This is a genomic window from Streptomyces sp. NBC_01384 (assembly GCF_045040035.1).
Taxonomy (GTDB): Bacteria; Actinomycetota; Actinomycetes; order Streptomycetales; family Streptomycetaceae; genus Streptomyces.
Genome location: NZ_CP109559.1, coordinates 5,085,308 through 5,111,314 on the forward strand (window position 1 = coordinate 5,085,308; position 26,007 = coordinate 5,111,314).

The 26,007-nt window shown below is 71.3% G+C and carries 23 protein-coding genes, 2 tRNA genes and 1 riboswitch; of the genes, 14 read left to right on the plus strand and 11 right to left on the minus strand.

Annotated features, from left to right (window positions below):
* Positions 1–543: 543 nt before the first annotated feature.
* The 5 genes from OG747_RS23410 to OG747_RS23430 all read left to right on the plus strand — a co-directional run bounded on the left by OG747_RS23410 (position 544) and on the right by OG747_RS23430 (position 6,140).
* The gene (locus OG747_RS23410; protein ID WP_405881285.1) at positions 544–2,757 is read left to right on the plus strand and encodes a DEAD/DEAH box helicase; all 2,214 of its coding nucleotides are present in this window, start codon (positions 544–546) and stop codon (positions 2,755–2,757) included.
* 301 nt (positions 2,758–3,058) lie between these two features.
* Positions 3,059–3,658, plus strand: coding sequence for a hypothetical protein (locus OG747_RS23415; protein WP_405881286.1), 600 nt, complete (start codon positions 3,059–3,061; stop codon positions 3,656–3,658).
* A 76-nt stretch (positions 3,659–3,734) separates the two neighbouring features.
* On the plus strand, positions 3,735–4,340 hold the full coding sequence (locus tag OG747_RS23420) for an FG-GAP repeat domain-containing protein (RefSeq protein WP_405881287.1): 606 nt from the start codon (positions 3,735–3,737) through the stop codon (positions 4,338–4,340).
* Positions 4,341–4,398: 58 nt separating this feature from the next.
* Positions 4,399–5,928, plus strand: coding sequence for an amino acid permease (locus OG747_RS23425; RefSeq protein ID WP_405881288.1), 1,530 nt, complete (start codon positions 4,399–4,401; stop codon positions 5,926–5,928).
* A 136-nt stretch (positions 5,929–6,064) separates the two neighbouring features.
* Positions 6,065–6,140: transfer RNA gene (locus OG747_RS23430), tRNA-Lys, on the plus strand.
* Positions 6,141–6,299: 159 nt separating this feature from the next.
* Here the strand turns inward: OG747_RS23430 and OG747_RS23435 are convergent.
* From OG747_RS23435 to OG747_RS23445, 3 genes are all read right to left on the minus strand, one after another.
* Complete coding sequence (locus OG747_RS23435) at positions 6,300–6,968, minus strand: class I SAM-dependent methyltransferase (protein WP_405881289.1); 669 nt, start codon at positions 6,966–6,968, stop codon at positions 6,300–6,302.
* A 75-nt stretch (positions 6,969–7,043) separates the two neighbouring features.
* The gene (locus tag OG747_RS23440; protein WP_405881290.1) at positions 7,044–7,517 is read right to left on the minus strand and encodes a glycine-rich domain-containing protein; all 474 of its coding nucleotides are present in this window, start codon (positions 7,515–7,517) and stop codon (positions 7,044–7,046) included.
* Between the two features lie 284 nt (positions 7,518–7,801).
* Complete coding sequence (locus OG747_RS23445; protein WP_405881291.1) at positions 7,802–7,990, minus strand: hypothetical protein; 189 nt, start codon at positions 7,988–7,990, stop codon at positions 7,802–7,804.
* A gap of 117 nt (positions 7,991–8,107) precedes the next feature.
* On the opposite strand from OG747_RS23445, the gene OG747_RS23450 reads away from it, so the two are divergent.
* Positions 8,108–8,869: an XRE family transcriptional regulator gene (locus tag OG747_RS23450; RefSeq protein WP_405881292.1), complete on the plus strand. Its 762-nt coding sequence runs from the start codon at positions 8,108–8,110 to the stop codon at positions 8,867–8,869.
* A gap of 58 nt (positions 8,870–8,927) precedes the next feature.
* On the opposite strand, the gene OG747_RS23455 is transcribed toward OG747_RS23450, so the two are convergent.
* The 3 genes from OG747_RS23455 to OG747_RS23465 all read right to left on the minus strand — a co-directional run bounded on the left by OG747_RS23455 (position 8,928) and on the right by OG747_RS23465 (position 12,390).
* Complete coding sequence (locus OG747_RS23455) at positions 8,928–9,074, minus strand: hypothetical protein (protein WP_405881293.1); 147 nt, start codon at positions 9,072–9,074, stop codon at positions 8,928–8,930.
* A gap of 257 nt (positions 9,075–9,331) precedes the next feature.
* Positions 9,332–11,701, minus strand: coding sequence for an FtsX-like permease family protein (locus OG747_RS23460; RefSeq protein WP_405881294.1), 2,370 nt, complete (start codon positions 11,699–11,701; stop codon positions 9,332–9,334).
* Complete coding sequence (locus OG747_RS23465) at positions 11,698–12,390, minus strand: ABC transporter ATP-binding protein (protein ID WP_405881295.1); 693 nt, start codon at positions 12,388–12,390, stop codon at positions 11,698–11,700. Before OG747_RS23465 ends, OG747_RS23460 begins: the two co-directional genes overlap by 4 nt.
* A gap of 220 nt (positions 12,391–12,610) precedes the next feature.
* On the opposite strand from OG747_RS23465, the gene OG747_RS23470 reads away from it, so the two are divergent.
* Both OG747_RS23470 and OG747_RS23475 read left to right on the plus strand, forming a co-directional pair.
* Entirely contained in the window at positions 12,611–14,248 is a 1,638-nt protein-coding gene (locus OG747_RS23470; RefSeq protein WP_405881296.1) for a histidine kinase, read from the plus strand.
* A complete protein-coding gene (locus OG747_RS23475; RefSeq protein ID WP_405881297.1) occupies positions 14,212–14,856 on the plus strand; it encodes a LuxR C-terminal-related transcriptional regulator in 645 nt (214 codons plus the stop codon). Before OG747_RS23470 ends, OG747_RS23475 begins: the two co-directional genes overlap by 37 nt.
* A gap of 165 nt (positions 14,857–15,021) precedes the next feature.
* On the opposite strand, the gene ribA is transcribed toward OG747_RS23475, so the two are convergent.
* Both ribA and OG747_RS23485 read right to left on the minus strand, forming a co-directional pair.
* Positions 15,022–15,648: a GTP cyclohydrolase II gene (gene ribA / locus OG747_RS23480; protein ID WP_405881298.1), complete on the minus strand. Its 627-nt coding sequence runs from the start codon at positions 15,646–15,648 to the stop codon at positions 15,022–15,024.
* 164 nt (positions 15,649–15,812) lie between these two features.
* Positions 15,813–16,316, minus strand: coding sequence for a MarR family winged helix-turn-helix transcriptional regulator (locus tag OG747_RS23485; protein WP_405881299.1), 504 nt, complete (start codon positions 16,314–16,316; stop codon positions 15,813–15,815).
* A 72-nt stretch (positions 16,317–16,388) separates the two neighbouring features.
* Here OG747_RS23485 and OG747_RS23490 point away from each other — a divergent pair, with 72 nt between their 5' ends.
* The 6 genes from OG747_RS23490 (at position 16,389) to OG747_RS23515 (ending at position 22,029) form a co-directional block, all read left to right on the plus strand.
* Positions 16,389–17,528: a dihydrofolate reductase family protein gene (locus OG747_RS23490; RefSeq protein ID WP_405881300.1), complete on the plus strand. Its 1,140-nt coding sequence runs from the start codon at positions 16,389–16,391 to the stop codon at positions 17,526–17,528.
* A 152-nt stretch (positions 17,529–17,680) separates the two neighbouring features.
* Positions 17,681–17,754, plus strand: a tRNA-Met gene (locus OG747_RS23495).
* An 88-nt stretch (positions 17,755–17,842) separates the two neighbouring features.
* Positions 17,843–18,232 (plus strand): hypothetical protein, encoded by a 390-nt coding sequence (locus tag OG747_RS23500; protein ID WP_405881301.1) that lies wholly within the window; start codon positions 17,843–17,845, stop codon positions 18,230–18,232.
* Positions 18,233–18,449: 217 nt separating this feature from the next.
* Positions 18,450–19,514, plus strand: coding sequence for a PP2C family protein-serine/threonine phosphatase (locus OG747_RS23505; RefSeq protein WP_405885640.1), 1,065 nt, complete (start codon positions 18,450–18,452; stop codon positions 19,512–19,514).
* A gap of 255 nt (positions 19,515–19,769) precedes the next feature.
* Positions 19,770–19,927: riboswitch (cyclic di-AMP (ydaO/yuaA leader) on the plus strand.
* Between the two features lie 11 nt (positions 19,928–19,938).
* Positions 19,939–20,976 carry a M23 family metallopeptidase gene (locus OG747_RS23510; protein WP_405881302.1) on the plus strand — a complete coding sequence of 346 codons (1,038 nt, stop codon included), beginning with the start codon at positions 19,939–19,941 and terminating at the stop codon, positions 20,974–20,976.
* A gap of 108 nt (positions 20,977–21,084) precedes the next feature.
* Positions 21,085–22,029: an aldo/keto reductase gene (locus OG747_RS23515; protein WP_405881303.1), complete on the plus strand. Its 945-nt coding sequence runs from the start codon at positions 21,085–21,087 to the stop codon at positions 22,027–22,029.
* Between the two features lie 3 nt (positions 22,030–22,032).
* On the opposite strand, the gene OG747_RS23520 is transcribed toward OG747_RS23515, so the two are convergent.
* The 3 genes from OG747_RS23520 to lhgO all read right to left on the minus strand — a co-directional run bounded on the left by OG747_RS23520 (position 22,033) and on the right by lhgO (position 25,894).
* Positions 22,033–23,445: a PrsW family intramembrane metalloprotease gene (locus OG747_RS23520; RefSeq protein ID WP_405881304.1), complete on the minus strand. Its 1,413-nt coding sequence runs from the start codon at positions 23,443–23,445 to the stop codon at positions 22,033–22,035.
* A 63-nt stretch (positions 23,446–23,508) separates the two neighbouring features.
* Positions 23,509–24,405 (minus strand): tRNA (guanosine(46)-N7)-methyltransferase TrmB, encoded by an 897-nt coding sequence (trmB, locus tag OG747_RS23525; RefSeq protein ID WP_405881305.1) that lies wholly within the window; start codon positions 24,403–24,405, stop codon positions 23,509–23,511.
* Positions 24,406–24,688: 283 nt separating this feature from the next.
* Positions 24,689–25,894, minus strand: coding sequence for an L-2-hydroxyglutarate oxidase (lhgO, locus tag OG747_RS23530; RefSeq protein WP_405881306.1), 1,206 nt, complete (start codon positions 25,892–25,894; stop codon positions 24,689–24,691).
* Positions 25,895–26,007 lie beyond the last annotated feature (113 nt).

Consider the following 26,007-nt stretch of genomic DNA (forward strand, 5'->3'; position numbering starts at 1 on the left):
GCGGCCGCAGCAGCCCGCGCCGTCGAACGGGGATCCGAGCCCTACGCATGCGACGTCGGACCCGACGCCGCCGCCCCCGCCGCCTCCTCCGCCGCCCGTGTCGCCGTCGTCCGAGCCGACTACGGCGGAGCCGTCGTCCTCGGCGCACGAGCAGTCCGCGCAACTGGTGCAGCGGGAGCCGGCGCCACGGGCGGGGGGTCCGGCGTAGACGGGCGCCGGGGGTGTGGGGAAGTAGACGGGCGGCGGGAATGTGGGGACGTGGGGAATACGCTCGATCCCACCAGGCGTTAGAGCTCGTGCCATCAGGCGTTAGCCCTCCCCGTGCGTGTCTGACCTGCCCCTTAGGGGGTCAGTTTGCCTTTAGGGGTGGGGGGTGCGTATGGTGGTAGATCGTTTGATCCCATTTGCCCGGCGCCAACGCAGAGAGCGCCGCGTGTGGCGCGTACTCTCCCCTGCCGTGGCCGGACCGCATAGAGGCGGTCGATTGCGACTTCACGGAGTTTGGGCGCGTGCCGAAAGAACTCCGGAAGGTTCGCATTTCGCATGTCTGTTTCCAGTACTGATCACGTCGTCGTGCCCGAGAACAACCAGGGCGACGACACCCAGGGCGTCCAGGCCGCAGTCGAGACCGTTGAGACCGTTGAGACGGTCGAGGCAGTCGAGGCCGTCGAGACCGCCCCCGAGATCACCTTCGCCGACCTCGGCCTCCCCGAGGGCGTCGTCCGTAAGCTCGCGCAGAACGGCGTGACCACCCCCTTCCCGATCCAGGCCGCGACCATCCCGGACGCCCTGGCCGGCAAGGACATCCTCGGCCGTGGCCGTACCGGCTCCGGCAAGACCCTCTCGTTCGGTCTGCCGACGCTGGCCCAGCTGGCCGGCGGGCACACCGAGAAGAAGAAGCCCCGCGCCGTCATCCTCACCCCGACCCGTGAGCTGGCCATGCAGGTCGCCGACGCGCTGCAGCCGTACGGCGACGTCCTCGGCCTGAAGATGAAGGTCGTCTGCGGCGGTACGTCGATGGGCAACCAGATCTACGCCCTGGAGCGCGGCGTCGACGTCCTCGTCGCCACCCCGGGCCGCCTGCGCGACATCATCAACCGCGGCGCCTGCTCGCTGGAGAACACCCAGATCGCCGTTCTCGACGAGGCCGACCAGATGTCCGACCTGGGCTTCCTGCCCGAGGTCACCGAACTGCTCGACCAGGTCCCGGCCGGCGGCCAGCGCATGCTGTTCTCGGCCACGATGGAGAACGAGATCTCCACGCTGGTCAAGCGGTACCTGAGCAACCCGGTCACGCACGAGGTCGACAGCGCCCAGGGCAACGTCACGACCATGTCGCACCACATCCTCATCGTGAAGCCCAAGGACAAGGCGCCGGTCACCGCCGCGATCGCCTCCCGCAAGGGCCGCACGATCATCTTCGTCCGCACCCAGCTGGGCGCCGACCGCATCGCCGAGCAGCTGCGCGACGCCGGTGTGAAGGCCGACGCGCTGCACGGCGGTATGACGCAGGGCGCGCGGACCCGGACGCTGGCGGACTTCAAGGACGGTTACGTCAACGCGCTCGTCGCGACCGACGTCGCCGCCCGCGGTATCCACGTCGACGGCATCGACCTCGTCCTGAACGTGGACCCCGCCGGTGACCACAAGGACTACCTGCACCGCTCCGGCCGTACGGCCCGCGCGGGCCGCTCCGGCACCGTCGTGTCGCTGTCGCTGCCGCACCAGCGCCGCCAGATCTTCCGGCTGATGGAGGACGCGGGCGTCGACGCCGCGCGTCACATCATCAACTCCGGTACGGCCTTCGAGCCCGAGGTCGCCGAGATCACCGGCGCCCGGTCGATGACCGAGGTCCAGGCCCAGTCGGCGGGCGACGCCGCCCAGCAGGCAGAGCGTGAGGTCACGCAGCTCACCAAGGAGCTGGAGCGCGCGCAGCGTCGTGCCGCCGAGCTGCGCGGTGAGGCCGACCGTCTGGTCGCCCGTGCCGCGCGCGAGCGGGGCGAGGACCCGGAGGCGGCGGTCGTCGCGGCCGCGGAGGCCGTGGCGGAGCAGGCGGTGGCCGAGGCTCCCGCCGAGGCGCCGGCCGCCGTGTCCGAGCAGCCCGCCGAGCGTCCGTCCTACGAGCGTTCGTCCTACGAGCAGCCGCGTCAGCGTCGTGACGAGCGGGGCAACTACGAGCGCCGCGACAACGACCGCGGGGACCGTGGCGACCGTGGCGACCGTGGCGGCTTCCGTCGCGACAACGACCGTCGTGACGACCGTGGTGCGGGCCGTTCGTTCGAGCGTCGTGACGAGCGTGGTGGCTCCGGCTTCCGCCGTGACAACGACCGTCGTGACGACCGTGGTGCGGGCCGTTCGTTCGAGCGTCGTGACGAGCGTGGTGGCTCCGGCTTCCGCCGTGACAACGACCGTCGTGACGACCGTGGTGCGGGCCGTTCGTTCGAGCGTCGTGACGAGCGTGGTGGCTCCGGCTTCCGCCGTGACAACGACCGTCGTGACGACCGTGGTGCGGGCCGTTCGTTCGAGCGTCGTGACGAGCGTGGTGGCCACCGTGGCAGCGACCGTCCCTTCAACCGCGACCGTCAGGACAACCGCCCCTCCAGCGGGTTCCGCGCCGGCAGCCACGACCGCCCGTACGGCCGTCGTGACGACCACCGTGGCACCGGCACCGGCACCGGAACCGGCACGGGCACCGGCACCGGCACCGGTTCCTTCGGCCGCCGCGACGAGAAGCCCCGTTGGAAGCGCAACGGCTGATCGCAGCACCTGACGGCGACAACTGATCGCAGCAGCTGATCGCAACGGCTGACGCCGATCCGCCTTCGAGGGCCCGTACGACTCCGGTCGTACGGGCCCTCCGGCGTTTTCGGAGCCGGTCCCGCCACCGCTCTCTATTTCCCCACCGACGCCTGTGTGACCGCTGTTAGCATCCGATCACTTGCATGGAGGGGCACGGCCGAGGGGGATTCGACGCGGCTGCGCACAGGGTGCGGGGAGGATTCTGCCCCCGCCGCCATGCCGTTCTCGTTTCCCTGGGGAGGGACCCTTGATCAGGCGCGTGCGCGCACGCACTTCGGCGACCCGGCGCGGCCGGATCGCACTCACCGTGGTGGGCCTGGCCGCCTTGGGCGCCGGTTCGTTGACCGCCGCGGGCCCAGCCACCGCGGACACCACGCCGACGCCCGTCCAGACGGACGGGGTGTGGGGCATCGACTACGCGGGTGGCTTCCTGACCACCGTGGAGAACACTCCGAGCGGCTACCAGTGGGTGATCGGCCGTCAGATCTCGCCCGACGGCGCCACGGTGCTGGAGCGGACCTCCCGCGGTATCGCCGACGTCTTCGCGGACGGCAGCCATGCGCAGCGGGTGCCGTGCGACGCCGGGAACTGCGTACCGCTGCGGTCCACCGGTAACCAGCTCGTCGGCTACTTCGCGGTCGACGAGCACGGCAAGCAGCACGCCCAGGTCTGGCTGACCGCCAGCAGCCTGAACTCGGCCGACGAACCGGCGGTGACCGGCGGCCGGTTCGTGGACGCCACCGGCCGTTACTACGTCTACCAGGCCACCTCCACCGGCAAGCAGTACGTCGACGCCGTGAACCCGTACCGCTACGAAGACGTACGGCTCACCCGCTCCATCACCGCCGCCTCCGTGTGAGGGCAAGGGCGCCTTCGACTGGAAGCGCTCTGGTTCCGGCTGGCCCGCGGGGACCGTCGCCGTCCCGTTCGGCGACATGGACAGCGACCGGTGCGCCGAGATGCTCGTCCGCATGCCGGGCGGCGAACTGCGCCGCTACGCGGGCAAGTGCGGTGCCCCGTACACCCCGGCGAGCAGCCACACCTCGCTCGGCACGGGCTGGAACGCGTACAACGTGCTCACCGCACCCGGCGACCTCACCGGCGACGGTCGCGTCGACCTGCTGGCGCGCAAGGCCTCGACCGGTGACGTCTACCTGTTCGCCAACGACGGCGCGGGCAAGCTGAAGGCGGGCGTGAAGATCCGCTCGGCGTGGACCGGCTACACGAAGATCGTCGGCGCCGGTGACCTGAACGGTGACGGCTTCGGCGATGTGCTGGCGCGAGACAAGGCCGGCACGCTGTGGCGCTACAACGGCACGGGGACGGGTCTGCTGAAGGAGCGGGTGAAGGTGTTCTCGGGCTGGGGAGGCTCGTACAACTCCGTCGTCGGCGTCGGGGACATCACCGGGGACGGGAAGAACGACCTGGTGGTGCGGGACACCTCCGGCAACCTCTACCGCCAGGACGGCAAGGGGAACGGATCGTTCGGCTCGCGGGTGAAGATCGGGAGCGGGTGGCAGGGCTACAGGGGTCTTTTCTAGCCAACCCGATGTCTTGATCGGTGCATGTCGATCCCCCGGCGAGGGAATCGCTGGGGGCATGACAGATGACGCCATGGCGAGTGGGCTGTCGGACGAAGAACGGCTTGCCCAGCTCGGCTATACGCAGGTTCTCGCCCGCCGCATGTCGGCGTTCTCCAACTACGCGGTCTCCTTCACGATCATCTCGGTCCTGTCGGGCTGCCTGACGCTGTATCTGTTCGGCATGAACACCGGCGGCCCCGCCGTGATCACCTGGGGATGGGTCGCGGTCGGACTGATGACGCTGTTCGTGGGGTTGTCGATGGCCGAGATCTGCTCGGCCTATCCGACGTCGGCCGGGCTCTACTTCTGGGCCCACCGGCTCGCCCCGGAGCGGTCCGCGGCCGCCTGGGCCTGGTTCACGGGGTGGTTCAACGTCCTCGGGCAGGTCGCGGTGACCGCCGGCATCGACTTCGGCGCGGCGTCCTTCCTGGGCGCGTACCTGAATCTTCAGTTCGACTTCGCGATCACACCGGGCCGTACGATCCTGCTCTTCGCCGGGATTCTCGTCCTGCACGGCCTGCTCAACACCTTCGGGGTCCGGATCGTCGCCCTCCTCAACGACATCAGCGTCTGGTGGCACGTGCTGGGCGTCGCGGTGATCGTGGGCGCGCTGGCCTTCGTACCGGACCGCCACCAGTCGGCGAGCTTCGTGTTCACGCACTTCGTGAACAACACGGGCTGGGGCAGCGGGGTGTACGTCGTCCTCATCGGCCTCCTGATGGCGCAGTACACCTTCACCGGGTACGACGCCTCCGCCCATATGACCGAGGAGACGCACGACGCGTCGACGGCGGGGCCCAAGGGCATCGTCCAGTCCATCTGGACGTCGTGGATAGCGGGATTCGTACTGTTGCTGGGCTTCACCTTCGCCATCCAGTCGTACGACAAGGAGCTGGGCTCGGCGACGGGCGCGCCCCCGGCGCAGATCCTGCTCGACGCGCTCGGAGCCACGGCCGGGAAACTCCTCCTCCTGGTCGTGATCGGCGCGCAGCTCTTCTGCGGGATGGCGTCGGTGACCGCCAACAGCCGCATGATCTACGCCTTTTCGCGCGACGGGGCGCTGCCGTTCTCCCGCGTCTGGCACACCGTGAGCCCGCGCACGCGCACGCCGGTCGCGGCGGTGTGGCTGGCGGCGCTGGGCGCCCTGGTGCTGGGGCTGCCCTACCTGATCAATGTGACCGCGTACGCGGCCGTGACGTCGATCGCGGTCATCGGGCTCTACATCGCGTACGTCATCCCGACGCTGCTGCGGCTGCGCAAGGGGGAGGGGTTCGAACGGGGGCCGTGGCATCTGGGCCGCTGGTCGCGCCCGATCGGCGTCGTCTCGGTCGCCTGGGTCGCCGTCATCACCGTCCTGTTCATGCTGCCGCAGGTCTCGCCGGTCACCTGGGAGACCTTCAACTACGCCCCGGTCGCGGTCCTCGTCGTCCTCGGCTCCGCCGCGACCTGGTGGCTGGCCTCGGCGCGCCACTGGTTCCTCAACCCGGAACACGCGCGCACGATCGCCCGCGAGGCCGCCAGGGCCGGGGTCGAGAAGGCCGGATAGGACGCGCCCGAACCGGTCGATCCACAGGGTTGTTCGCTGTTGGCGTGGCCGGGTCACCGATACCCGATCGGAGTCCCGGCCTCGTCCCGCTATGCTCGGGGATGCATCGGCACGGGATCGATACGGGCCGACGTGTGGACCCTTAGCTCAATTGGCAGAGCAGTGGACTTTTAATCCATTGGTTGTGGGTTCGAGTCCCACAGGGTCTACCAAGAAGCCCCCAGCTCAGACGTGATCTGAGTCGGGGGCTTCAGCGGTTTCCGGGGGCTTGGAGATCGTTAGCTCGGCCCATGCTCGGACGAGGTGCAAACGATCAAGGCATGGAGCGGCCCCGGTCGGGGATGATCCGGCCGGGGGCCTGTCTGCGGGGTTCAGCCGCGGGCGGTCACAACCAACGTGCCGGTCTTCCGGTTCCCGGGCGGCGCCGGCAGGACGCGGGCAGCGGCGTCTGTGAAGCCGGTCTCCCGGAGCAGGCTGATCCAGGCGTGCGGTTCGTAGTCCCAGCGCTTCACGACGAGCGGGTCCACGTCTTCGCTGCGCGGGATGTACGAGGCCTGGCAGCCGTAGCAGCCCTCAGTGGGCGGGCGCTGCGAGAACACCAGAGCGCCGCCGGGCCGGAGCCGCTCCCGCACGAGCGGCAGCAGGGCGGCCGGGTCGGTGAACCACACGGCGCCGTACACGGAGTAGATGGCGTCGAAGTCCTCACCGCCCTCCTGCAGGAAGGTCAGTGCGTCCGCGCGGCGCAGCCCGAGCCCTGGCGTCCCACCCCACCGCTCCTCGGCGGCGCGCAGCTGCACGGGCGAGATGTCGATGCCGACGGCGTCCATGCCGAGCGTGGCCAGGTGCGCCGCATTGCCACCCTTCCCGCACCCGAGATCCAGGACGCGGCCGCCGGCGGGCAGGTCGAGGAGCTCGACGCCGGGGCCGTGGTCGGCGTACTGCGTCCAGTTGAACCAGGTCGACTCGCCGCGGGCGTTGACCGGCCGTCGTTCGGGGCGCTGCTGTGAGTAGGTGTCCCAGGCGATTGCTGTCTCTGTCACTGCCTGCTCCGCTCATGAGGCCAGCCGCCCGGCAGCGGGATGCCGGACGGCTGGAGTCTTGCACAGTGGGTGGTGTTACTTCTTGCCGCCGTTGGGGCTGTCCGTGCATCCCGCGTGGCATTGGGTGCACTCGGCCGATGCCTCGGGCCACAGCTCCTCGTCGACCGCGTACCCGGCCGCGGTGATCGCGGCGACCGTGCGTTCGCGGGCCTGTGGCGCGCCGTCCTGCACTTGCTCGTCCTCGTCGGTCGGCACGTGGTGGACGAAGCGGCCGACGACGCGCTGACAGAAGGCGGCGTAGTCGACGGTGTGCAGGATGAACGCGTGCCAGCCGTAATCGACCAGCTCGCTCGGCACGAGCTCGCGGCCGGGCTGCTGACCAGACGCGGCGATGAACGCAGCGGCCTGGCCGACGATGCGGCGTGCGGTTGCCTCGCTGATCTCCGGGTGGTCGGCGGTGACGCGGCGGGCGAGCCGCTCGGCTACCTGGGGGTCGACCAGAGTGATCGGGTCGGTGGTGCCCACGGGACGCTCTAACGCAATGGTCACGTCTTCCTCCTGTTGTGGACGGATGCCCCTGGTTGGGGCGGTGGCCCGTCCGCTCCCGAGTTGCAGGAGCGGGCGGGAGTCTGAGAGACCGGAGCCGTGCCTGCTCAGCCGGAGGTTCCTGGCGGGCTGAGGTGGCGTGCAGTCTCGCGCCTCGGCGTGAATGATCAGGCGGACGTCGGGGCCGGACGTGCGGGGCAGTCAGCGGACTATGCCGTCGTTGGTGTGGACGCCGCAGGCGACGCAGATCCCTTCCGCGTGCTCGGGCTCGTTGTCCCACATGGGGCTCATCCGGTCAGGCCGCCTTTCGTGCAGCGAGGGCAGTCGCACGGCGGGAAGGCCATGCTGAACACGGCTTCGTCGGCGGGTGGGAGCACGCGGGAGCAGACGGGTGTGCGCTCCATCGTCTCGGGATTCACCCGATAGACGGTGAGCGTCAGACCGGGGTGCATCGAGTCGCTGCCTGTGTCGGTCACGGATTCAAGGTGGCCCGGTCACGGGGAGTTCCGCGGCGTCGTTGCAGGCGTCAAACCGGCGGCATCGAGGGCGTCATTTCGGTGTCATTCCGAGCGGCACAGGTCTACCGTGAGCGCATGGCCACACCGAACAGCGCCCTGCGAGCAGTACGTATGGGCATGCTCCTGTCCCAAGACGACTTCGCCCGCGCGGTCCGTGAGGCCGGCGCCCGCGCAGGCGTCCCCAACGATGCGAACAAGCGGCTCGTACAGCGCTGGGAATCCGGCACCACGGCTGCGCCGCGCCCCATCTACGCCCGCGCCCTGGAGGATGTCACCGGTCTGCCCATCGAATCCCTCGGCTTCACCGTCAGCGTGCCCATGGCCCGCGTCTCCGATGACGGTCATGGCGGGCACGACATGGAAGCGGGGGCCAACGGCGTTGCCCCGGCGGCGAGTCCGCCACAGGGCGTGCCGCAGGCCTCGTCGCGCAATTACTCGGGGGTGTGGCTGTCGCGGTACGAGTACTTCTCCAGCGGCCGTGACTCGGCTTTCACGGGCCTGCACTACGTGGTGCTGCTGCAGCACGGCAACCGGCTCACGGTCCGCTCGCTGCCCGGCTCGTCGGACTCGCCCCTGACGATGGATCTGGAAGTGGACGGTCACGTCGCTACCGGCACGTGGACGGAGCAGACCGCGTCCGAGGGCTACTACCGAGGGGCCCGCTACCACGGCGCGATCCAGCTGCTCGTCGAACCGACCGGCCGCCGCATGACGGGCAAGTGGGTGGGCTTCGGCAAGGAGTTCGACGTCAACACCGGGCCCTGGGAGCTCGTCTTCCAGGACGCGTCGACGAACAAGGCGACGCTCGCCGCCTACGACCGGCGCCCCGAAGTCTGACCCCGGACACGACGAAGCGGCCCCGCCCTCCCGAAGGAGAACGGGGCCGCTGTGGTGTTCAAAGCTGGATGCCGCCGGGGGCGACGAAGACAGCGTTCCTGATGATGTGGTTGTCGTTGCTGCCGCCGTTGCTGCCCGTCCACCCGACGAGCGCCGTTGACGTTGCCGCGACGGCCGCCGCGTTGAAGATCTGCGTGCCGCCCACCCGTGCTGACAGGGCGCCCGCCGCGAGAGGACGGCGAAACCGTTCCTCGTCCTGCCTGTCACCGTGGGCGCCGGGATTGCCGAGAACGATGGCCAGGCCCCGGACGCCTTCGGCCCGGACAGCCGCCGGGCGCCGAACCCTCTGGCCTGCTGTGCAGCGCCCGAGTCGGCTTCTGTCGGCTCGGGCGCCGCTTCGTTTTCGTGCCGTGCGTGAGCGGGAGTGGGCGTGGCCTGCCTCCCGCCTCGCCCCCGTCCTTGCTACTCGCTCCTCAGCGCCACCGCCGTCCTCGCCTTCGCCGCCCACCCCGCGGGCAACAGCGCTCCTGCCGTCGCGATCACCAGGCCGCCCAGGACCAGGGCGACCAGCACGGTGAGCGAGTACACCGCCATGTCCGCCTTCGGGATGGCCGTGCCTGCGGCGCTGCCCATCACCGGCAGTACCCGCTTGTGCAGGGCCACGCCGATCGGCACGCCGACCGCACCGGCCACGAGCCCGATCCCGGCCACCGAGCTGAGCACCATGGCGACGGTCTGCCTCGGCGACATGCCGAGTGCCTTGAACACCCCGAGGTCGTGGACGCGTTCGCGGGTGTCCAGCACCACTGTGTTGAGGACGCCGAGCCCGGCCACCGCGACCAGCATCAGGGTGAACATAGCCACCAGTGCGTCCATGGCGATGATCGTCGGGCTGACCCTGTTCCCGGACGGGAGCACCAGGATGCCCGGCGGCTGCAGGGCTTTCCCCAGCGAGGCCGCGTAGGCCGTGGCGTCGGTGCCGGGCTTCAGGTCGATGTCGAACTGCACCAGCTCGGAAGGGATCTTGAGGCGGAGGCCGGCCAGGGAGGAGCTGTCGGTCAGCATGACCATGCCGCCCTCGCGGACGTCCAGGTCCTCGCCGACGATCCGCACCACCGCGCGGCGGCCGTTCGCGGTGAGGGTGACGGTGTCGCCGACGTGCGTCCCGGTGGCCCGCAGGAAGCCGTAGGGGACCACCGCCTGGCCGGGGCCGTGGAACCAGGTTCCGGAGACCAACTGGTAGGCGCCCCAGGAGTAGCCGCCCCCGTAGCCCCGATACGCGGTCACATTGACGGAACCGGCGAGTCCGGCCACGCGGACCTGGGTCTGTTCCGTGCTGAAGTACCTCCGGGTGCCCGGCTGCGCCGCGATCCTGGCGGCGATCAGCGCGGGATCGACGGTGTCCTTGGACCCGTTGCCGGCCAGTGGCGCGATGTCCTGGACCGTGACGGCGCCCGCGTCCCTGCGGTCGAGTCCGTTCTGGACGCCGTTCACCGAGATCGCCAGGCCGGTCCCGAAGGTCACACCGAGCGTGCCGAAGACGACGGCCGCAGCCACCGTCGCCGAACGGGCGGGCCGGGCGAAGGGCGTGGCCAGCCCCAGGCTCAGAGCGCGCGGCAGCGGCAGCCCGGCAAGCAGCCGCTGGACCGTCCGCCCACGGCCCGCCCGCGGGGTCCGGCCCACGGTGAGCGCCTCGACCGTACGCAGCCTTCCGGCCCGCAGCGCGGGGGCCAGTGCCGTCGCCGCGACCGCGGCCAGCGCGGCGGCGGGTACGGCCAGGTCGATCCATGGCGCGACGGCCAGGGAACCGGTGCTGTAGGCGCGTTGGGCCTCGTGCAGGGCCGGGATCGCCATCAGGTTGCCGAGCACGACGCCGAGGGCGGTGCCGACCGTGGCGGGGATCAGCGCCTGGGCGACGTAGGCGCGGACCACCTGCGCCGGGGTGAAGCCCAGGGACTTCAGGATGCCGATGCGCCTGGTCGCCGAGCCGACCGCGCCGCTGACCACGGTGCCGATGACCAGCACCGACATGACCAGGCCGAGCACCCCGAAGGCGATCACGAAGGGGACGAAGGTCGCTTCGGTGCGGTCCGCGGACCGCTCGGTCTGCAGGTAGGAGGAGGCCCCGGTCAGCGACCCCCGTGGTACGGCCGTCTCGACCGCCTTGCGGTCGGCGGTGACCTCGGCATCGGTGGCGGCGTTGCGGAAGCGGTAGAGCATCTGCTGGCCGGGCCGGCTGCCCCGGGCGGTCAGGGCCGCGATCTGTGTCGGCGAGACCCAGGCGTCCGCGGTCGCGGTCACCGACCGGGCCAGCCCGACGACGGTCAGCACCGGCTTGCCCGGCAGGTCGGGGAGGGACAGCTGATCGCCCACTCCTAGTGGCGTGTTCTGGTCGCTGAGCACGATCTGCCCGCTGCCCGTGGCCCAGTGGCCCGTGGTGAGCACCAGGTCGTCGACCGCTCCTCCGGTGTCCGCCCGGCCGACCACGCTCATCTCGGTCATGACACCGCCCACCGGCAACCGCGACTTGTTGGCCCCGAACCGCGGGGACAGCGACAGCACCGGATAAGGACCGGCTGTGGCGGTCACGCCGGAGACGTGGGCGGTCGCCGCCACCTGCGCGGCAGTGGCCTCGGCCGGGTCGAACCAGGCGGTCAGCTGCGCCCCGCGCTGCTTGGCGAAGGCGTGCTCGAACGGCGCCCGCGAGGCCACCAGCAGTCCGGTCGCCAGCACTGCCGCGGCCACCGCCATCGTCGTGGTCAGCACCATCACCAGGGTCTGCATCCGGCGTCGGCCCACGCCGGCGCGGACCACCTTGCCCAGCGCGCTCATCCGGCCACCGCCCGCACGACGTCGCGCGCGATCCGGCCGTCGACGAGTTCGACGGTGCGGGTCGCGCAGGAGGCCGCCAGCGTGGTGTCGTGAGTGACGAGCACGATCGTCTGCCCCTCCCGGTTCAGCTCGGCCAGCAGGTCCCTGACCTCCGCCGCGGAGGCGCTGTCCAGCGCACCGGTCGGCTCGTCGGCCAGCAGTAGTTGCGGACGGTTCATCAGGGCCCTCGCCACCGCGACCCGTTGCCGCTCACCGCCGGAGAGGCGGCCGGGGAAGGCGCGCGCGTGACGGGCGATGCCCAGGCGCTCCAGCAGGTCCGCCGCCCGGTGGCGGGCAAGGGCGCGCGGGCGGCCCGCCAGCTGCGCCGGCAGCAGCACGTTGTCCTCCACGGTCAGGTCGTCCAGCAGGTTGAAGAACTGGAAGACCATCCCGATCCGCTCCCTGCGGTACTTCGCCAGCGCGGTCTCGCCCAGCCCGTCCAGGCGGAGTCCGCCCACGGCGACGGTGCCCTCGGACGGCCGGTCAAGGCCGGCGATCATGTTCAACAGGGTCGACTTGCCGCTGCCCGAGGGCCCGAGCACGGCCAGTGCCTCGCCGGCGTTCAACTCCAGGTCCAGGTCGGCCAGCGCCGGACGTCCTTCGTCGTACTTCTTGCTCACGTCGCGGATCTCGATGATCGGCGCGGTCACGGGCCCTCCACGGGTCGGGGCATCGACCGGGGCACCGCTCCTGCGGTGTTCCTCGAAGCCGCTGAAGAAGCTAGGGACGGACGGGAGTTCGCCGACACAGGGTTGAGCGGGGTTTTGGAGGTGTAGCTGGCTACATCCCGGCTTCGGGGCTCAGGACGCATGCCGACCACCCGGCCGGCCTTGCACACTGTTCCGGGCCGACAGGACGAAGGGGGCAGAAATGGGCGGGAGCGAGATCACGCCGGGCAGGTGGTTCCGAGGGCGGGCCCGGACGCAGCCTGCGGGGGAGCCGACGCCCTCCAGGACCGGCAGCGGCGTCGTGGCGGCGGTCCGGCTGCTCGCGATCTGGGGCGTCACCCTGGCCGGGGCCGCGGCCCTGCTGGCAGGCCCCACGCTGCTGCTGGCCGGCCTGCACACCGCGGGACAGCCGTTCGAGCCGTCGACGGCCACGATGGCGGGCAGCGTCGGCAAGGACAGGTACGGCCTGTGGCTGCTGGTGATCCTCAGCCTGGTTCCCTGTGCGGTGCTGGGGATGCGCGGGCTGGTCCGCGGCAGTGGCACCGGCCGGGGGACGGGCGGAGCGGTGCTGCTGGTGCCCCCGCTGCTGGCGTGGGCCGCCCTGGCGGTCTACCGCGGGCCACTGCCCGGCGGCCACCACGGCGTCGTCTGGCTCAGCCTGCCGCTGCTCGTGTGCGGCGTGCCGGGCATGCGCTGGGTGGCCGGGCTGCACCGGAGGATGGCGGGAGCGTGGAGCGGGGTGCCCATCGCGGTGCCCTACCGCCCCGCGCCCGTCATCGACGTACCGACGACCGCGACCGGGGTACGGCGGTGGACGGCGCGGTCGGGACGCGTGTGGCGGTGGACGCGCTGGGTGCTGACCGACCCGGCGACCTGGCGAGACCTGCTGTGGACCTCCTTCACGGGAGGCGTGGGCTGCGTCCTCGCCGCGCTGGTCGCCGCTCCGGCCTTCGTCGCGGCCCAGGCGCTCGGCACGTTCCTCGGTCCCGGCTACATCAAGCCGGTCGGGCACCTGCTGGTCCTGGCAGCCATCACGATCGCGGCGGCCCTGCTGCTGGCGTCGCTGCCGGTCGTGCTGTGGGCCGCGCCGCGACTGATGCTCCTGTACGGCCGCACGGCCCACCACCTGCTGGGCCCGAGCCGACAGGAGGAGTTGGCGCAGCGCGTCGACCACCTGGCGCAGACCCGGTCCGACACCCTCGACGCCGGCGCGGCCGAGATGCGCCGGATCGAGCGCGATCTGCACGACGGCGCGCAGGCCCGGCTGGTGGCCATGGGCATGGCCCTGGACACGGCGGAGCACCTGCTGGCCACCAACCCCGAGGCCGCGCGGAGCCTGCTGGTCGAGGTCAAGAAGTCCTCGGCGCGGGCGCTGGCCGAACTGCGCGACCTGATCCGCGGTATCCATCCGCCGGTACTGGCCGACCGGGGCCTGGCCGACGCGGTCCACGCGCTGGCCCTGGACCTGCCGTATCGGGTGCACTTCACCGCGGAGCTGCCGGGCCGGGCGCCCGCCCCGGTGGAGTCGGCGGCCTACTTCGCGGTGAGCGAGCTGCTGGCCAACGTGACCAAGCACGCCGAGGCCCGGCAGATCTGGATCGAGATCGACCATGACGGCGGCCCAGGCACAGGTGCGCCGCCGGGTACGCTGCGGATCACCGTCACCGACGACGGCGGGGGCGGTGCCGATCCGGCCGACGGCACCGGTCTGCGCGGTCTCGAGCGCCGCATCGCCGCCTTCGACGGCGTACTCGCCGTCAGCAGTCCGCCCGGCGGTCCGACCATCGTGAACATGGAGATCCCGTGCGCGTTGTCATCGCCGAAGACCTCTTCCTTCTGAGGGACGGCCTGACGCGCCTGCTGGAGGCACACGGATTCGAGGTGGCGGCCGCCGTCGACAACGGCCCCGACCTGCTGGCCGCGGTGGCGGCCGAGAGGCCGGAGGCGGCGATCGTGGACGTGCGGCTGCCGCCGACCTTCACCGACGAGGGCCTGCGCGCCGCGCTGGAGGCCCGACGACTCTCCCCGGGGCTTCCGGTGCTGGTGCTCTCGCAGTACGTCGAGCAGTTGTACGCCCGCGAACTGCTGGCCGCGGGCCAGGGCGGCACCGGCTATCTGCTCAAGGACCGGGTGATGGACGGTGGCCAGTTCATCGACGCGGTACGACGGGTGGCGGCAGGCGGCACCGCGATGGACCCCGAGGTGATCGCCCGTCTGCTGGCCCACAACTCCGCCGACGGCGCCGTGGCCGCGTTGACCCCGCGGGAGCGGGAGGTGGTCTCGCTGATGGCGGAGGGGCGCTCGAACGCTGCCATCGCCCAGCAACTGGTGATCACCGAGCGGTCGGTGTCCAAGCACACGGCCTCGATCTTCACGCGGCTCGGCCTGCAACCCTCCGACGACGACAACCGGCGCGTCCTCGCGGTGCTGGCGTACCTCAACCGCTGAGCGCACTCCTGTGACGGGATTTACCACGCCCCGGGCGCGCACCGAAGGTGCGCTGGATCGCTGACCTGGTGGTTCCGGACGGCGGAAAACCGCCCGGAACCATCCACCACACCCCCACCAGGACCTTTGATCCATTGGTTGTGGTCCGGCCTGGGGCCTCGGAGTTCAGCCCGCCGTGAGTTCCGGCAGCGGCAGTGTGTGCTGGGTCTGGAGCACCTTCGCGCGCAGGTAGCGCACGTTGTGGGCGGTGGTGAAGACACCCGTCGGGACGCGGTGGGAGACCGTGACACCGAGGTCGCGCAGCTGCTCGGCCTTGTCCGGGTTGTTCGAGAGCAGGTCCAGGTCGTCGATGCCGAGGGCCTGGAGCATCTGGGCCGCCGCCGTGTAGTCGCGGCCGTCCTCGGGCAGGCCGAGCGCGGCGTTGGCGGCGTAGGTGTCGAGGCCCTGGTCCTGGAGGGCGTACGCGTCGAGCTTGTTGTAGAGACCGATGCCGCGGCCCTCCTGACGGAGGTACAGGAGCACCCCGCCCTGTTCCGCGATCTGCTCCACCGCCTCGCGCAGCTGCGGGCCGCAGTCGCAGCGGGCCGAGCCGAAGACATCGCCGGTCAGGCACTCGGAGTGCAGCCGTACCAGCGGGGTCGCGGCGGGCTTGCCGAGGACGACGGCGAGGTGTTCCTTCTCGTCGGCCAGGCCGTGGAAGGTGACGAGCTCCGCGTCGACCGAGTAGCCGTCGCCGAAACGCAGGGGCACAGTGACGCGGGTGCGCACCGTGGCGGTGGGGAATTCGCGCATGTTGTCTCTCCGGTCCAGCGGGTGTGATGCCAGTTGCGCCAGTGACGCTTCAGGTAGTGCTTCAGGTAGTGGTGATTCAGATTTGAAGCACTACCTCGGGGAGAGACAGTACATGATGCTTTAATGTTCAAGCAACGCTTTTGGTCGCCGGCGTGTCGGCGACCTTAGGAGGAACGTCGCCGCCACGGCAGATCTTCCCCGGGGGCCCCGGGATCTTCTCCCTGGATGCCCCGCGTGATGCTCTCGCTGATCTTCTCCAGCTGCCCCACCTGTTCCGGGGTCAGATGGTCGAAGAGCACCGCCCGGACCTGCTCCACATGGCGGGGTGCCGCCCGCTCCAGGACGGCCATGCCCTCGTCCGTGAGCACCGCGACCTGGCCGCGCTTGTCGCTGGGACAGCCCTCCCGGCGCACCAGGCCGTCGTTCGCCAGCCGGGTCACGCCGTACGTCAGCCGGCTGCGGGTGATCTTCAGGATCTCGGCGAGGTCGGTCATCCGCAGCCGCCGGTCCGGCGCCTCGGAGAGCATGGCCAGGATGGAGTAGTAAAGGTGGGGCATGCCGGCCTCCGCCTGGAGCTGCCGGTCGAGCGTGTCCGTGAGGAGCGAGGTGGCGGCGATGTACGAGCGCCAGGCGCGTTGTTCGGCGGGGGAGAGCCAGCGGGTGGTCATGTCACTAGTCTAGGTATTGTTTAAAAGTTGAACCACTAGGAGCTCAGAGCTCGAAGCTGGAGGGTGCGCCCCATGCCCCACCCCTACGTCCTGTTGTCCGCCGCCGTCTCCCTCGACGGCTTCCTCGACGACACCGGCCCCGAACGGCTGCTGCTCTCGGGTCCGGCCGACTTCGACCGGGTCGACGAGGTACGGGCGTCCAGCGACGCGATCCTGGTCGGCGCGGGGACACTCCGTACCGACAATCCCCGGCTCCTCGTCAACTCCGCCGAACGGCGGGCGGCGCGGGTCGCCGCCGGGCGCCCGGAGTACCCGCTGAAGGTCACCGTCAGCGGGTCCGGCGACCTCGACCCGGACGCGCAGTTCTGGCACACCGGTGGCGAGAAGGTCGTCTATACGACGGACAAGGGCGCCGAGCGGGCCGCCGAGGCCCTGCGCGGTCTGGACGTCGACGTGGTCCCGACGGGGCCCGAGCTGGACTGGCCGGCCGTACTCGAACACCTTCACGACGTACGAGGGGTACGGCGGCTCATGGTCGAGGGCGGCGGGCGGGTGCACACCCAGCTGGTGCGCCAGGGGCTGGCCGACGAACTGCAGCTCGCCGTCGCGCCGCTGTTCGTGGGGGACGCGGACGCGCCGCGGCTGTTCGGACCCGGGGGGTATCCGCCCGGTCGGATGCGGCTGGTGGAGACACGGCCGGTCGGGGACGTCGTCCTCATCCGGTACGTCCCCACGGCGCCGGGCGTCGGTGGGCTCGCCTCCGCGGCGGACCGGCACTGGCTGGGGGTCGCGTGCGAGCTCGCGGGGCTGTGTCCGCCCTCGGAGACCGCGTTCAGCGTGGGGGCGGTGGTCGTGGCGGCCGACGGGACCGAGCTGGCGCGCGGGCACTCCCGGGAGGGGAGCGATGCCGTGGTGCACGCCGAGGAGGCCGCGCTCGCGAAGGTCGACCCCGCGGACCCGCGGCTCGGCTCCGCCACCGTGTACAGCAGTCTCGAGCCGTGTGCCCGGCGGGCGTCCCGACCCGCGCCCTGTGCGCGGTTGATCCTCGACGCGGGGGTACGGCGGGTCGTGACGGCCTGGCGCGAGCCTGACACCTTCGTGGCGGCTGCCGACGGCAATGGCCTGCTGGCGGCCGCGGGGGTCGACGTCGTCGTGCTGCCCGAGTACGAAGAGCGGGCGAAGCTGCCGAACCGCCACCTTCTTCCGGGGTGAACTCCTCCCGCCGGGGTGACCTCGAAAGCCTTCCGGGGTGACCTCGAAAGGCGGACGCCCGTGCCGGAAGGCGGACGCCCGTGCCGGAAGGAGGGGCGGGCGTAAACGTGTGTGCTTGGGGTCCCGCGTATGGCGTACACTGGTTTCAACGACGCGGGGTGGAGCAGCTCGGTAGCTCGCTGGGCTCATAACCCAGAGGTCGCAGGTTCAAATCCTGTCCCCGCTACTGAAGGCCAAGGGCCGGAACTCGGAAACGAGTTCCGGCCCTTGGTTTTTTCCCTGCCGCCCCGACGTTCTGTAGTCTTCTGGTCACTATGAGTCGTCCCGCTGCGAGTCGTCTGCGGTGGCTGGTGCGGCGCGGCCCGGCGCTCGCGCTGCTGCTCGCCGCGGGCGCCCTGTTCCTCGGGGCCTGCCACGGCGGCCACGACTTCGTGCCGCACGGCGGGACCGTCGTCGCCCCGGCCGGGGACCACCACGGATGCGGCGGCCCGGCGGACGCCGAACACGCCACGGACGAGCATCACATGGCCGCGCAGACCGGGGAGCGGAAAGGACCGCGAGGGGAGCCCCGGACGCGGCAGGCGCCGGGGTTGTCCTGGGCCCGCGCGTACTTCTTCGGCTGTACATCGTCGACGAGGGCGACGAGGGCACCGAGGGCGTTGCACGGGCTGCGGCGCACTGGGGTGCCGGGGGCCGAGCTGTAGGGCGTACGTACCCAGCCCGCCACGCGTGTCCCCCGGTCGGGCCACACCGGTCGCCTGCCGCCCCCGCTCCGGGAAACCTGGACGGGTGGGGCAGCGAGGAGGTGTGCAGCGGGCTGACGAGCCGGACGACGAGTCGTACGAACGGCTGTGCGGGGAGTCGTGCGACGAGCCGTACGACGAGCAGGCGCCCAGCCGGGTCGAGACGGACCGGAGCCGGATGTCGTATGCGCGCAGCTTCGTCCGGGTACTGCCCGCGCTGCTCATCGCCGTCGGCGCGTTCCACGACTACTTCACCCCGTCGGCCTTCACCGCGGGGCCCCTCTTCACGGCCGCGCCGCTGGTGGCCGCGCCGCTCTTCTCGCTGCGCGGCACGGTGCTCACCGGCACCGCGGCGGTCGTCGCGGTGCTCTCGATCCACGTCAGGCTCGGCGTCGTACTGCGCGTGGTCGCGATGACCGAGGTGATCACGATGGTGACGGTCGCCGTGCTGGCCGTGCTCATCAATATCCTGGTCCGCCGCACGGGCGAACGGCTCGCCTCGGCCCACGAGATCGCCGAGGCGGCCCAGCGCGCCGTGCTGCCGGAACCCGACGAGCGGATCGGCGGGGTCGAGGTCGCGGCGCGCTACGAGGCCGCGCAGGCGGGCGCGTTCATCGGCGGTGACCTGTACGCGGTGCAGGACTCCCCGCACGGCGTACGGCTGGTGGCGGGCGACGTACGCGGGAAGGGCATGGGCGCGGTGGCCGCCGTGGCGGTGGTCATCGGGGCGTTCCGGGAGGCGGCCGAGCAGGAGGCGACGCCGGAGGCGGTGGCGCAGCGGCTGGAGCGGGCGCTGGCCCGCGAGGGCACCCGGCGCGAGGGCCTCGACGCCTTCGAGGGGTTCACCACCGCCGTCCTCGCGGAGATCCCGCACGAGGGCGCGGTCGTACGGATCGTCAACCGCGGCCACCCGCCGCCGCTGCTCCTGCACGCGGACGGCACGCTGGTCACGCTCGCCGCCGCGAACCCGGCGCTGCCGCTCGGAATGGGTGAGCTGGGCAGCTGGCCGGACCGCGCCGAAGAGGCGGCGTTCCCGCACGGGGCAACGCTGCTCCTCTACACGGACGGGCTGTCCGAGGCCCGCGACGCGCACGGCCGTTTCTACGATCCGGCCGCGCGCCTCGCCGGACGCGTCTTCCCCGGCCCCGACGCACTGCTGGCCACGCTCGCGGAGGAGGTCCGCCGGCACACGGGCGGCGTCCTGACGGACGACATGGCGCTGCTCGCCGTACGACGGCCGTAGCCGCCGCGGAGGACTTCTCGATCGTTGTCACGAGGGGTGATCGGGCGGTTCCCCTCCGCATGACAACTGACACGCTGTCAAGTGACCCGGAAGTAGTGACGCGTGGTCAAGTCGTCCGATTTTCGCCGTTCGTGACCTGTAAGTCCTGGCCAAGAGTGGTTAATGATCAGTGCGAACGGCTTGGAATCAGGTACCCGGGTCTATTAACGTTCGATAACGCAGCGCGGTCGTCCCAGCCGTCACAAGAGTCGGCTCCGTGCGCACGCGCCGAATCCCGCAAGGGAACCGGGGAACCATCAACTTGGGGTGAATCGAGCGTCTTTCACGGTGGAGACACCGTGGGTCGACGCGCGTAGGAGACCTTCCTGCTCCGAACCCGTCAGCTAACCCGGTAGGCGAGAAGGAAGGAAAGGAGCACGCCCAAGTGGCGTCCAACCGGCCCGCCCAGCCCACTTCGTTCGCGCCGAACGACACCCAGACTTTTGGCTACGCCTACGGCAAGGACGAGGGCCCCTGGGAGGAGTGGAACCCCACCGAGGATTCCGTCCTTCCCGTCCGCGGCCGGCATCGCGTCTCCAAGCAGCGCGGGGGCGGACTCGCCCGCAGCTCCACGGTTCTGGGCGTCGGTGTCCTGGCCGCCGTCGGCGCGGGCGGCATGGCCACCGCGGCGCCCGGCAAGCCGCCGGTCTCCATCTCGCTGCCCGACTTCTCCTCGGTCACCGAATCGGCCAAGGCGCTGATATCCGACGGCGGTTCCAGCACGCCGAAGGCCTCCGCCACCCCGCTCACCAGCGCCGGTGTGAGCAGCGCCGACGCCGCGCGGGGCAACAAGGACGCGGGCGAGGCGCTGCGCGCCCGCATCATCCTGCAGGCCGAGTCGCAGCAGGACCAGGTCGACAAGGCGGCCCAGGACGCCGCCGAGGCCGCCGCCGCGAAGAAGGCGGTCACGCTGGCCGCCCAGGAGAAGGACGGCGCCGAGGCCAAGGTCGCCGCCGCGAAGAAGAAGGCGGACGAAGAGGCCAAGCAGAAGGCCGAGGCCGCGCGCCTCGCCGAGCTCGCCAAGAGCTACTCGCTGCCGACCTCCTCGTACACCCTGACCGGCCGCTTCGGTGACCCCGGTTCCATGTGGTCCTCCGGCTACCACACCGGCCTCGACTTCGCGGCCCCCACCGGCACGCTGATCAAGGCGATCCACGGCGGCACCGTCACGGAGGCGGGCTGGGCCGGCGCGTACGGCTACCGCACCATCCTCACCCTCGACGACGGCACCGAGCTGTGGTTCTGCCACCAGTCGTCCATCAGCGTCAGCGTGGGGCAGAAGGTGGCCACCGGCGACATCATCGGCCGCGTGGGCGCGACCGGCAATGTGACCGGGCCGCACCTGCACCTGGAGGTCCACCCGGGCGGCGGCGACGCGATCGACCCGATGGCGTGGCTGCAGAGCAAGGGCCTGAACCCCTGATCCTTCCGGCGCGACGGGCCTGATTCCTGATCCCTCCGGCGGGCCGGGCCCGCAGGTGGAATGCGGAATGTGGAATACGGCCGTCCGGTACGGGCGTTGAAGTCAGGCATGACTTCTCTCCGCAAGCTCGGTTCCTCCGGCGTCGAGGTCTTCCCGCTCGCCCTCGGCGGCAACGTCTTCGGCTGGACCGCCGACGAGGCGCAGTCCTTCGCCGTGCTCGACGCGTACACGGCCGGGGGCGGCAACTTCGTCGACACCGCCGACGCCTACTCCTCCTGGGTCCCCGGCAACGAGGGCGGCGAATCGGAGACGATCATCGGCAAGTGGTTCGCCGCGCGCGGCAACCGCTCCGACGTCGTCCTCGCCACCAAGGTCGGCAGCCACCCCCAGTACAAGGGGCTGTCCGCGAGCACCGTCAAGGCGGCGGCCGACGCCTCGCTGCGCCGCCTGGGCACGGACTACATCGACCTCTATTACACCCACTTCGACGACACCTCGGTGCCCGTCGAGGAGATCATCGGCGCGCTGGACGAACTGGTCCGGGCCGGCAAGGTCCGGGAGATCGCCGCCTCCAACATCTCCGCCGAGCGGCTCGCGGAGTCCGTGGAGTTCTCCGACCGCGAGGGCCTCGCCCGCTACGTCGCCCTCCAGCCCCACTACAACCTCGTCTCGCGCGACACCTACGAGGGCCCGCTCCAGGAGGTCGCTTCCCGCACCGGCCTGGCCGCCGTCCCGTACTACGCGCTCGCGTCCGGCTTCCTCACCGGCAAGTACCGCCCGGGCACGACGGTCGACTCCGCGCGCGCCGCGGGCGCTGGCAAGCACCTGGAGACCGAGCGGGGCCTGAAGGTCCTCGCCGCCCTCGACGAGGTCGCCCAGGCCCATGACGCCGAGGTCGCCACGGTCGCCCTCGCCTGGCTCGCCGCCCGGCCGACGGTCGCGGCCCCGATCGCGTCGGCGCGGACGGTGGAACAGCTTCCGGCGCTGCTGGGCGTGGCGGACCTGAACCTGACGGACGCGGAGCTCGCGAAGCTGACGGAAGCGTCCGCCTGAGGCCTACGCCTGAGAGGAGTTGTACGCCGGATACGGCGTCGCCGGTGCGGGATACGGCGTCGCGGTGGCGGGGTACGGCGTCGCGGTGGCGGGGTACGGCTGCCCGGGTATCGGCGCGTAGCCGTAGCCGTACCCGGGCCACGGCGGCGGCACCTGCATCGGCACCTGTGTCGGCACCGGGACGGCCGGGGCCATCGCCCGGGCCGCGTACGCGAGGGAGGGGCGGGCGACCTCCCGGCGGCGCCACAGCTCATGGAGCAACTCCCGCTCCCGTACGACGAAGTCGGCGTTCGCGCGGCCACTGCGCCCCCGGTGCCGCAGAAACGCGAGCGAGGTCGCGTACGCCTCGTACTGGGCGACCGAGCGCGCCGCCTCCTTGCCGAAGTGGTGGGCGGCGTAGTCGCGGGCCAGCCGCCGCGCCCGCATCGAACCGAGCACATACGGCTCGGGCGGGGTCAGCCACCCGGCGGCGGCGTACGCCGGAAGTTCGGTCTGTACGGTCTTCAGCTCCCGCTGCCGCGTCCAGATGACGAGGAAGGTGAGCAGCCCGAACGCGGGCACCATGAACGCGCCGTACACCGCGTAGAACCCGTACTCGCCGAAGTTCGACGAGCCGTTCCACATGGAATGCATGCCCATCGCGAGCAGCAGCCCGGCGAGGGGCAGCAGGACGCGGCGCAGGTGCTGGCGTTCGGCGGATTGCGCCGCGATGCCGAAGCCGATGCCGGTGAACACGGTGAACAGCGGGTGCGCGAACGGTGACATCACGACGCGGACGAAGAAGGTCGCGGCGGTGACGGAGGCCAGTCCGCGGTCGCCGCTGAGCTGGTCCGTGCCGAAGGCGGTGCCGAGGTAGAGGATGTTCTCGGTGAAGGCGAAGCCGGTCGCGGTGACCCCGGCTATGACGACCCCGTCGACGATGCCGGTGAAGTCCCGCCGACGGAAGAGAAAGATCAGCAGTACGGCGGCGGCCTTCGCGGACTCCTCGACTATGGGCGCGATGACGGTCGCGCCGAGGGTGTCCGCGCTGGAGGGATCGGCGGTCGCCGTCTCTATCCATCTGGTCGCGAAGCTGTTGGCGACGATCGCTATCAGCGCCGCCGCGCAGGCGCCCCAGGCGAAGGAGAAGAGCAGGTTCCGCCAGGGGCCGGGCTCCACCCGGTCCAGCCAGCGGAAGGCGGCGACGAGGAGCGGGACGGGCAGTACGGCGAGGCCGAGGCCCACCAGGAAGCCCTCGGTGCCGGTCTGTTGGCGGACCAGGGCCAGGATGACGAGCCCGGAGAGCGCGAGCAGGGTGATCGGCGCGCCGTAGCGCACCGACTTCCGCCGCCACCAGTGCGCGTGCCGCGGCGCGCCGTCGGCCGGGCCGCCGGTGGGACCGCCGGGGTACGTGGGGTACGCGGGAAAGGTGGCCACGGCATTGACCCTAACGAGGGAGGGGCGCTGCCCGCGACGCTGCCTGATGTCGTCCGCGGGTGTTCAGTCGCCGGATGTGTGCTGGTCTCGGTGCTGTACGGGGTGCTGTACGGGGTTCTGTACGGGGTTCTGTACGCGTCGGAACAGCAGGTCGTTCACCACATGACCCTTGTCCAGTCCCTGGCCCTCGAAACGGGTCAGCGGCCGGAAGTCCGGACGGGGCGCGTAACCGCCGTCCGGCTGGGTGTTCTCGAAGTCCGGGTGTGCGCCCAAGACTTCCAGCATCTGTTCGGCGTACGGCTCCCAGTCGGTCGCGCAGTGCACCAGCGCGCCCGGCTTGAGGCGGGTCGCGGCGAGGGTGAGGAACTCCGGCTGGATCAGCCGCCGCTTGTGGTGCCGCTTCTTGGGCCAGGGATCGGGAAAGTACACGCGCAGCCCGCTGAGCGAGTCGGGCGTGAGCATCTCCCGCAACAGGATGATCGCGTCGCCGTTGCCGACCCGGATGTTGGACAGTCCGTTCTGGTCGGCGAGATTGAGCAGGTTGCCCTGGCCCGGCGTGTGCACGTCGACGGCGAGGATGCCGGTGTCCGGGTCCTCCGCCGCCATCTGCGCGGTGGCCTCGCCCATCCCGAACCCGATTTCGAGCACGACGGGCCGCTCACCCCCGAACAGCTCGGCCAGATCGATCACCCGCTGCCCGTCGATGTCGAGCCCCCACTTGGGCCACAGCCGCTGCAACGCGTCCGCCTGCCCGGCCGTCACCCGGCTGCGCCGCGGCTGGAAACTCCGGATCCGCCGCTCGAAGTGCGACCCGGCGGGGTCGGCCATCGGCCCGTCGGGGAACCTGGGCTCCCCCTTGGCGCGTAGATGCCTCGGGGAGCCTTCGGTGGCGCCGCTGGTGGTGCCGCCGGTGGAGGAGGTGAGCCGGGGCTCTTCGGGGGAGTCAAGGGAATCAGCCACAGTGAACCCGATTTTACGGCGCCCGCCGCGCCGCTCTCTCGCCCCCGCCGCCCCCACCCGCCCCGGGCCCCGGGCCGCATCATTCAGCCCGTCCGGCGTCTGAGCACGAGGCCGTTCAGGCCGATGCGGGGTTCCAGGGGGCGTAGCGCCCCCTGGCGGGGCCGGCCTGGGGGCGGAGCCCCGGGTACGGGAGGGCACGGGTAGGGGCGGCGGGGGCGAAGAAACGTGCCCCGGATGCGCCGCACCTGGCCCCCTGCACCCCCGCCCCTTACGCTCCCGCCCCCTACACCCCCGCCAACGCCCCCAGCGCCCTCCGGGCAATCTCTCTCCCGATGGGGAGGGAGGCGGTGGCGGCGGGGGACGGGGCGTTCAGGACGTGCACCGTGCGCGGCCCCTCCTCGATCAGGAAGTCGTCCACCAGCGCTCCGTCCCGAAGTACGGCCTGGGCCCGAACACCCGCCGCGGCCGGTATCAGATCGTCCGGCGTCACCGCCGGCAGCAACCGCCGCACGGCCGTGGTGAACGCCGTCTTCGACACCGACCGCCGCAGCTCCCCCGCCCCGTACCGCCAGTGCCGCCGCGCCATCCGCCAGGCCCCGGGCCAGGCCAGGCTCGCGCCGACCTCGCGGGGCCGGACGACCCCCCACCCGTACCCCTCCCGGGCGAGCGCGGGCACCGCGTTGGGCCCGATGTGGACGTCGCCGTGGACACCCCGGGTCAGGTGCACGCCGAGGAACGGGAAGGCAGGGTCGGGAACCGGGTAGACCAGGCCGTGCACCAGCTCAGGGCGCGCCAGTGAGTAGTACTCGCCGCGGAAGGGGACGATCCGCATGCGCGGGTCGTCCCCCGCCAGGCGCGCGATCTCGTCGCAGTGCAGGCCCGCGCAATTGACCAGCACACGCCCCCGCACCACCGCTCCGTCCCGCATCAGCACGGCGACTCCGAGGGCGGGCCGCCGGTCGACCCGGACGACCTCGGCGCCGTACCGGATCTCCGCCCCGGAGGCCTCCGCGAGCCGCCGGGCCACGGCGACGAAGTCGCACACCCCCGTCGTGCCGACGTGGATCGCGGCGAGTCCGCGCACCTCCGGCTCGTACTCCGCTATCTGGGTGGGGCCCAGCTCCCGCACCGGAATCCCGTTCTCCCGGCCGCGCTGCACCAGCCCGTGCAGCCGGGGCAGCTCCGCCTTCTCCGTGGCGACGATCAGCTTGCCGGTGACGGCGTGCGCGATGTCGTACTCGGCGCAGAACTTGACCATCTCGGCGGCGCCCCGCACCGCGTACCGCGCCTTCAGCGAGCCCGGCCGGTAGTAGATCCCGCTGTGGATCACCCCGCTGTTGCGTCCCGTCTGGTGGCGGGCAAGGCCCTGCTCCTTCTCCAGGACGGTCACCCGCGTGCCCGGCGCGGCGCGCGTGATCGCATACGCCGTCGCCAGGCCGACGATCCCGCCGCCGATCACCAGCACATCGCAGTCGTAAACGATCCGCATCTGCTTCACCTCCCGGCTTCAAGAGTGCACTGCGCCACTGACAACGCCCTCAAACTCGTGAAGCCCCGGAAGCTGTGCCGGTGCCGCGCCCCGTTGGGGGCGCGGGGCTGTGA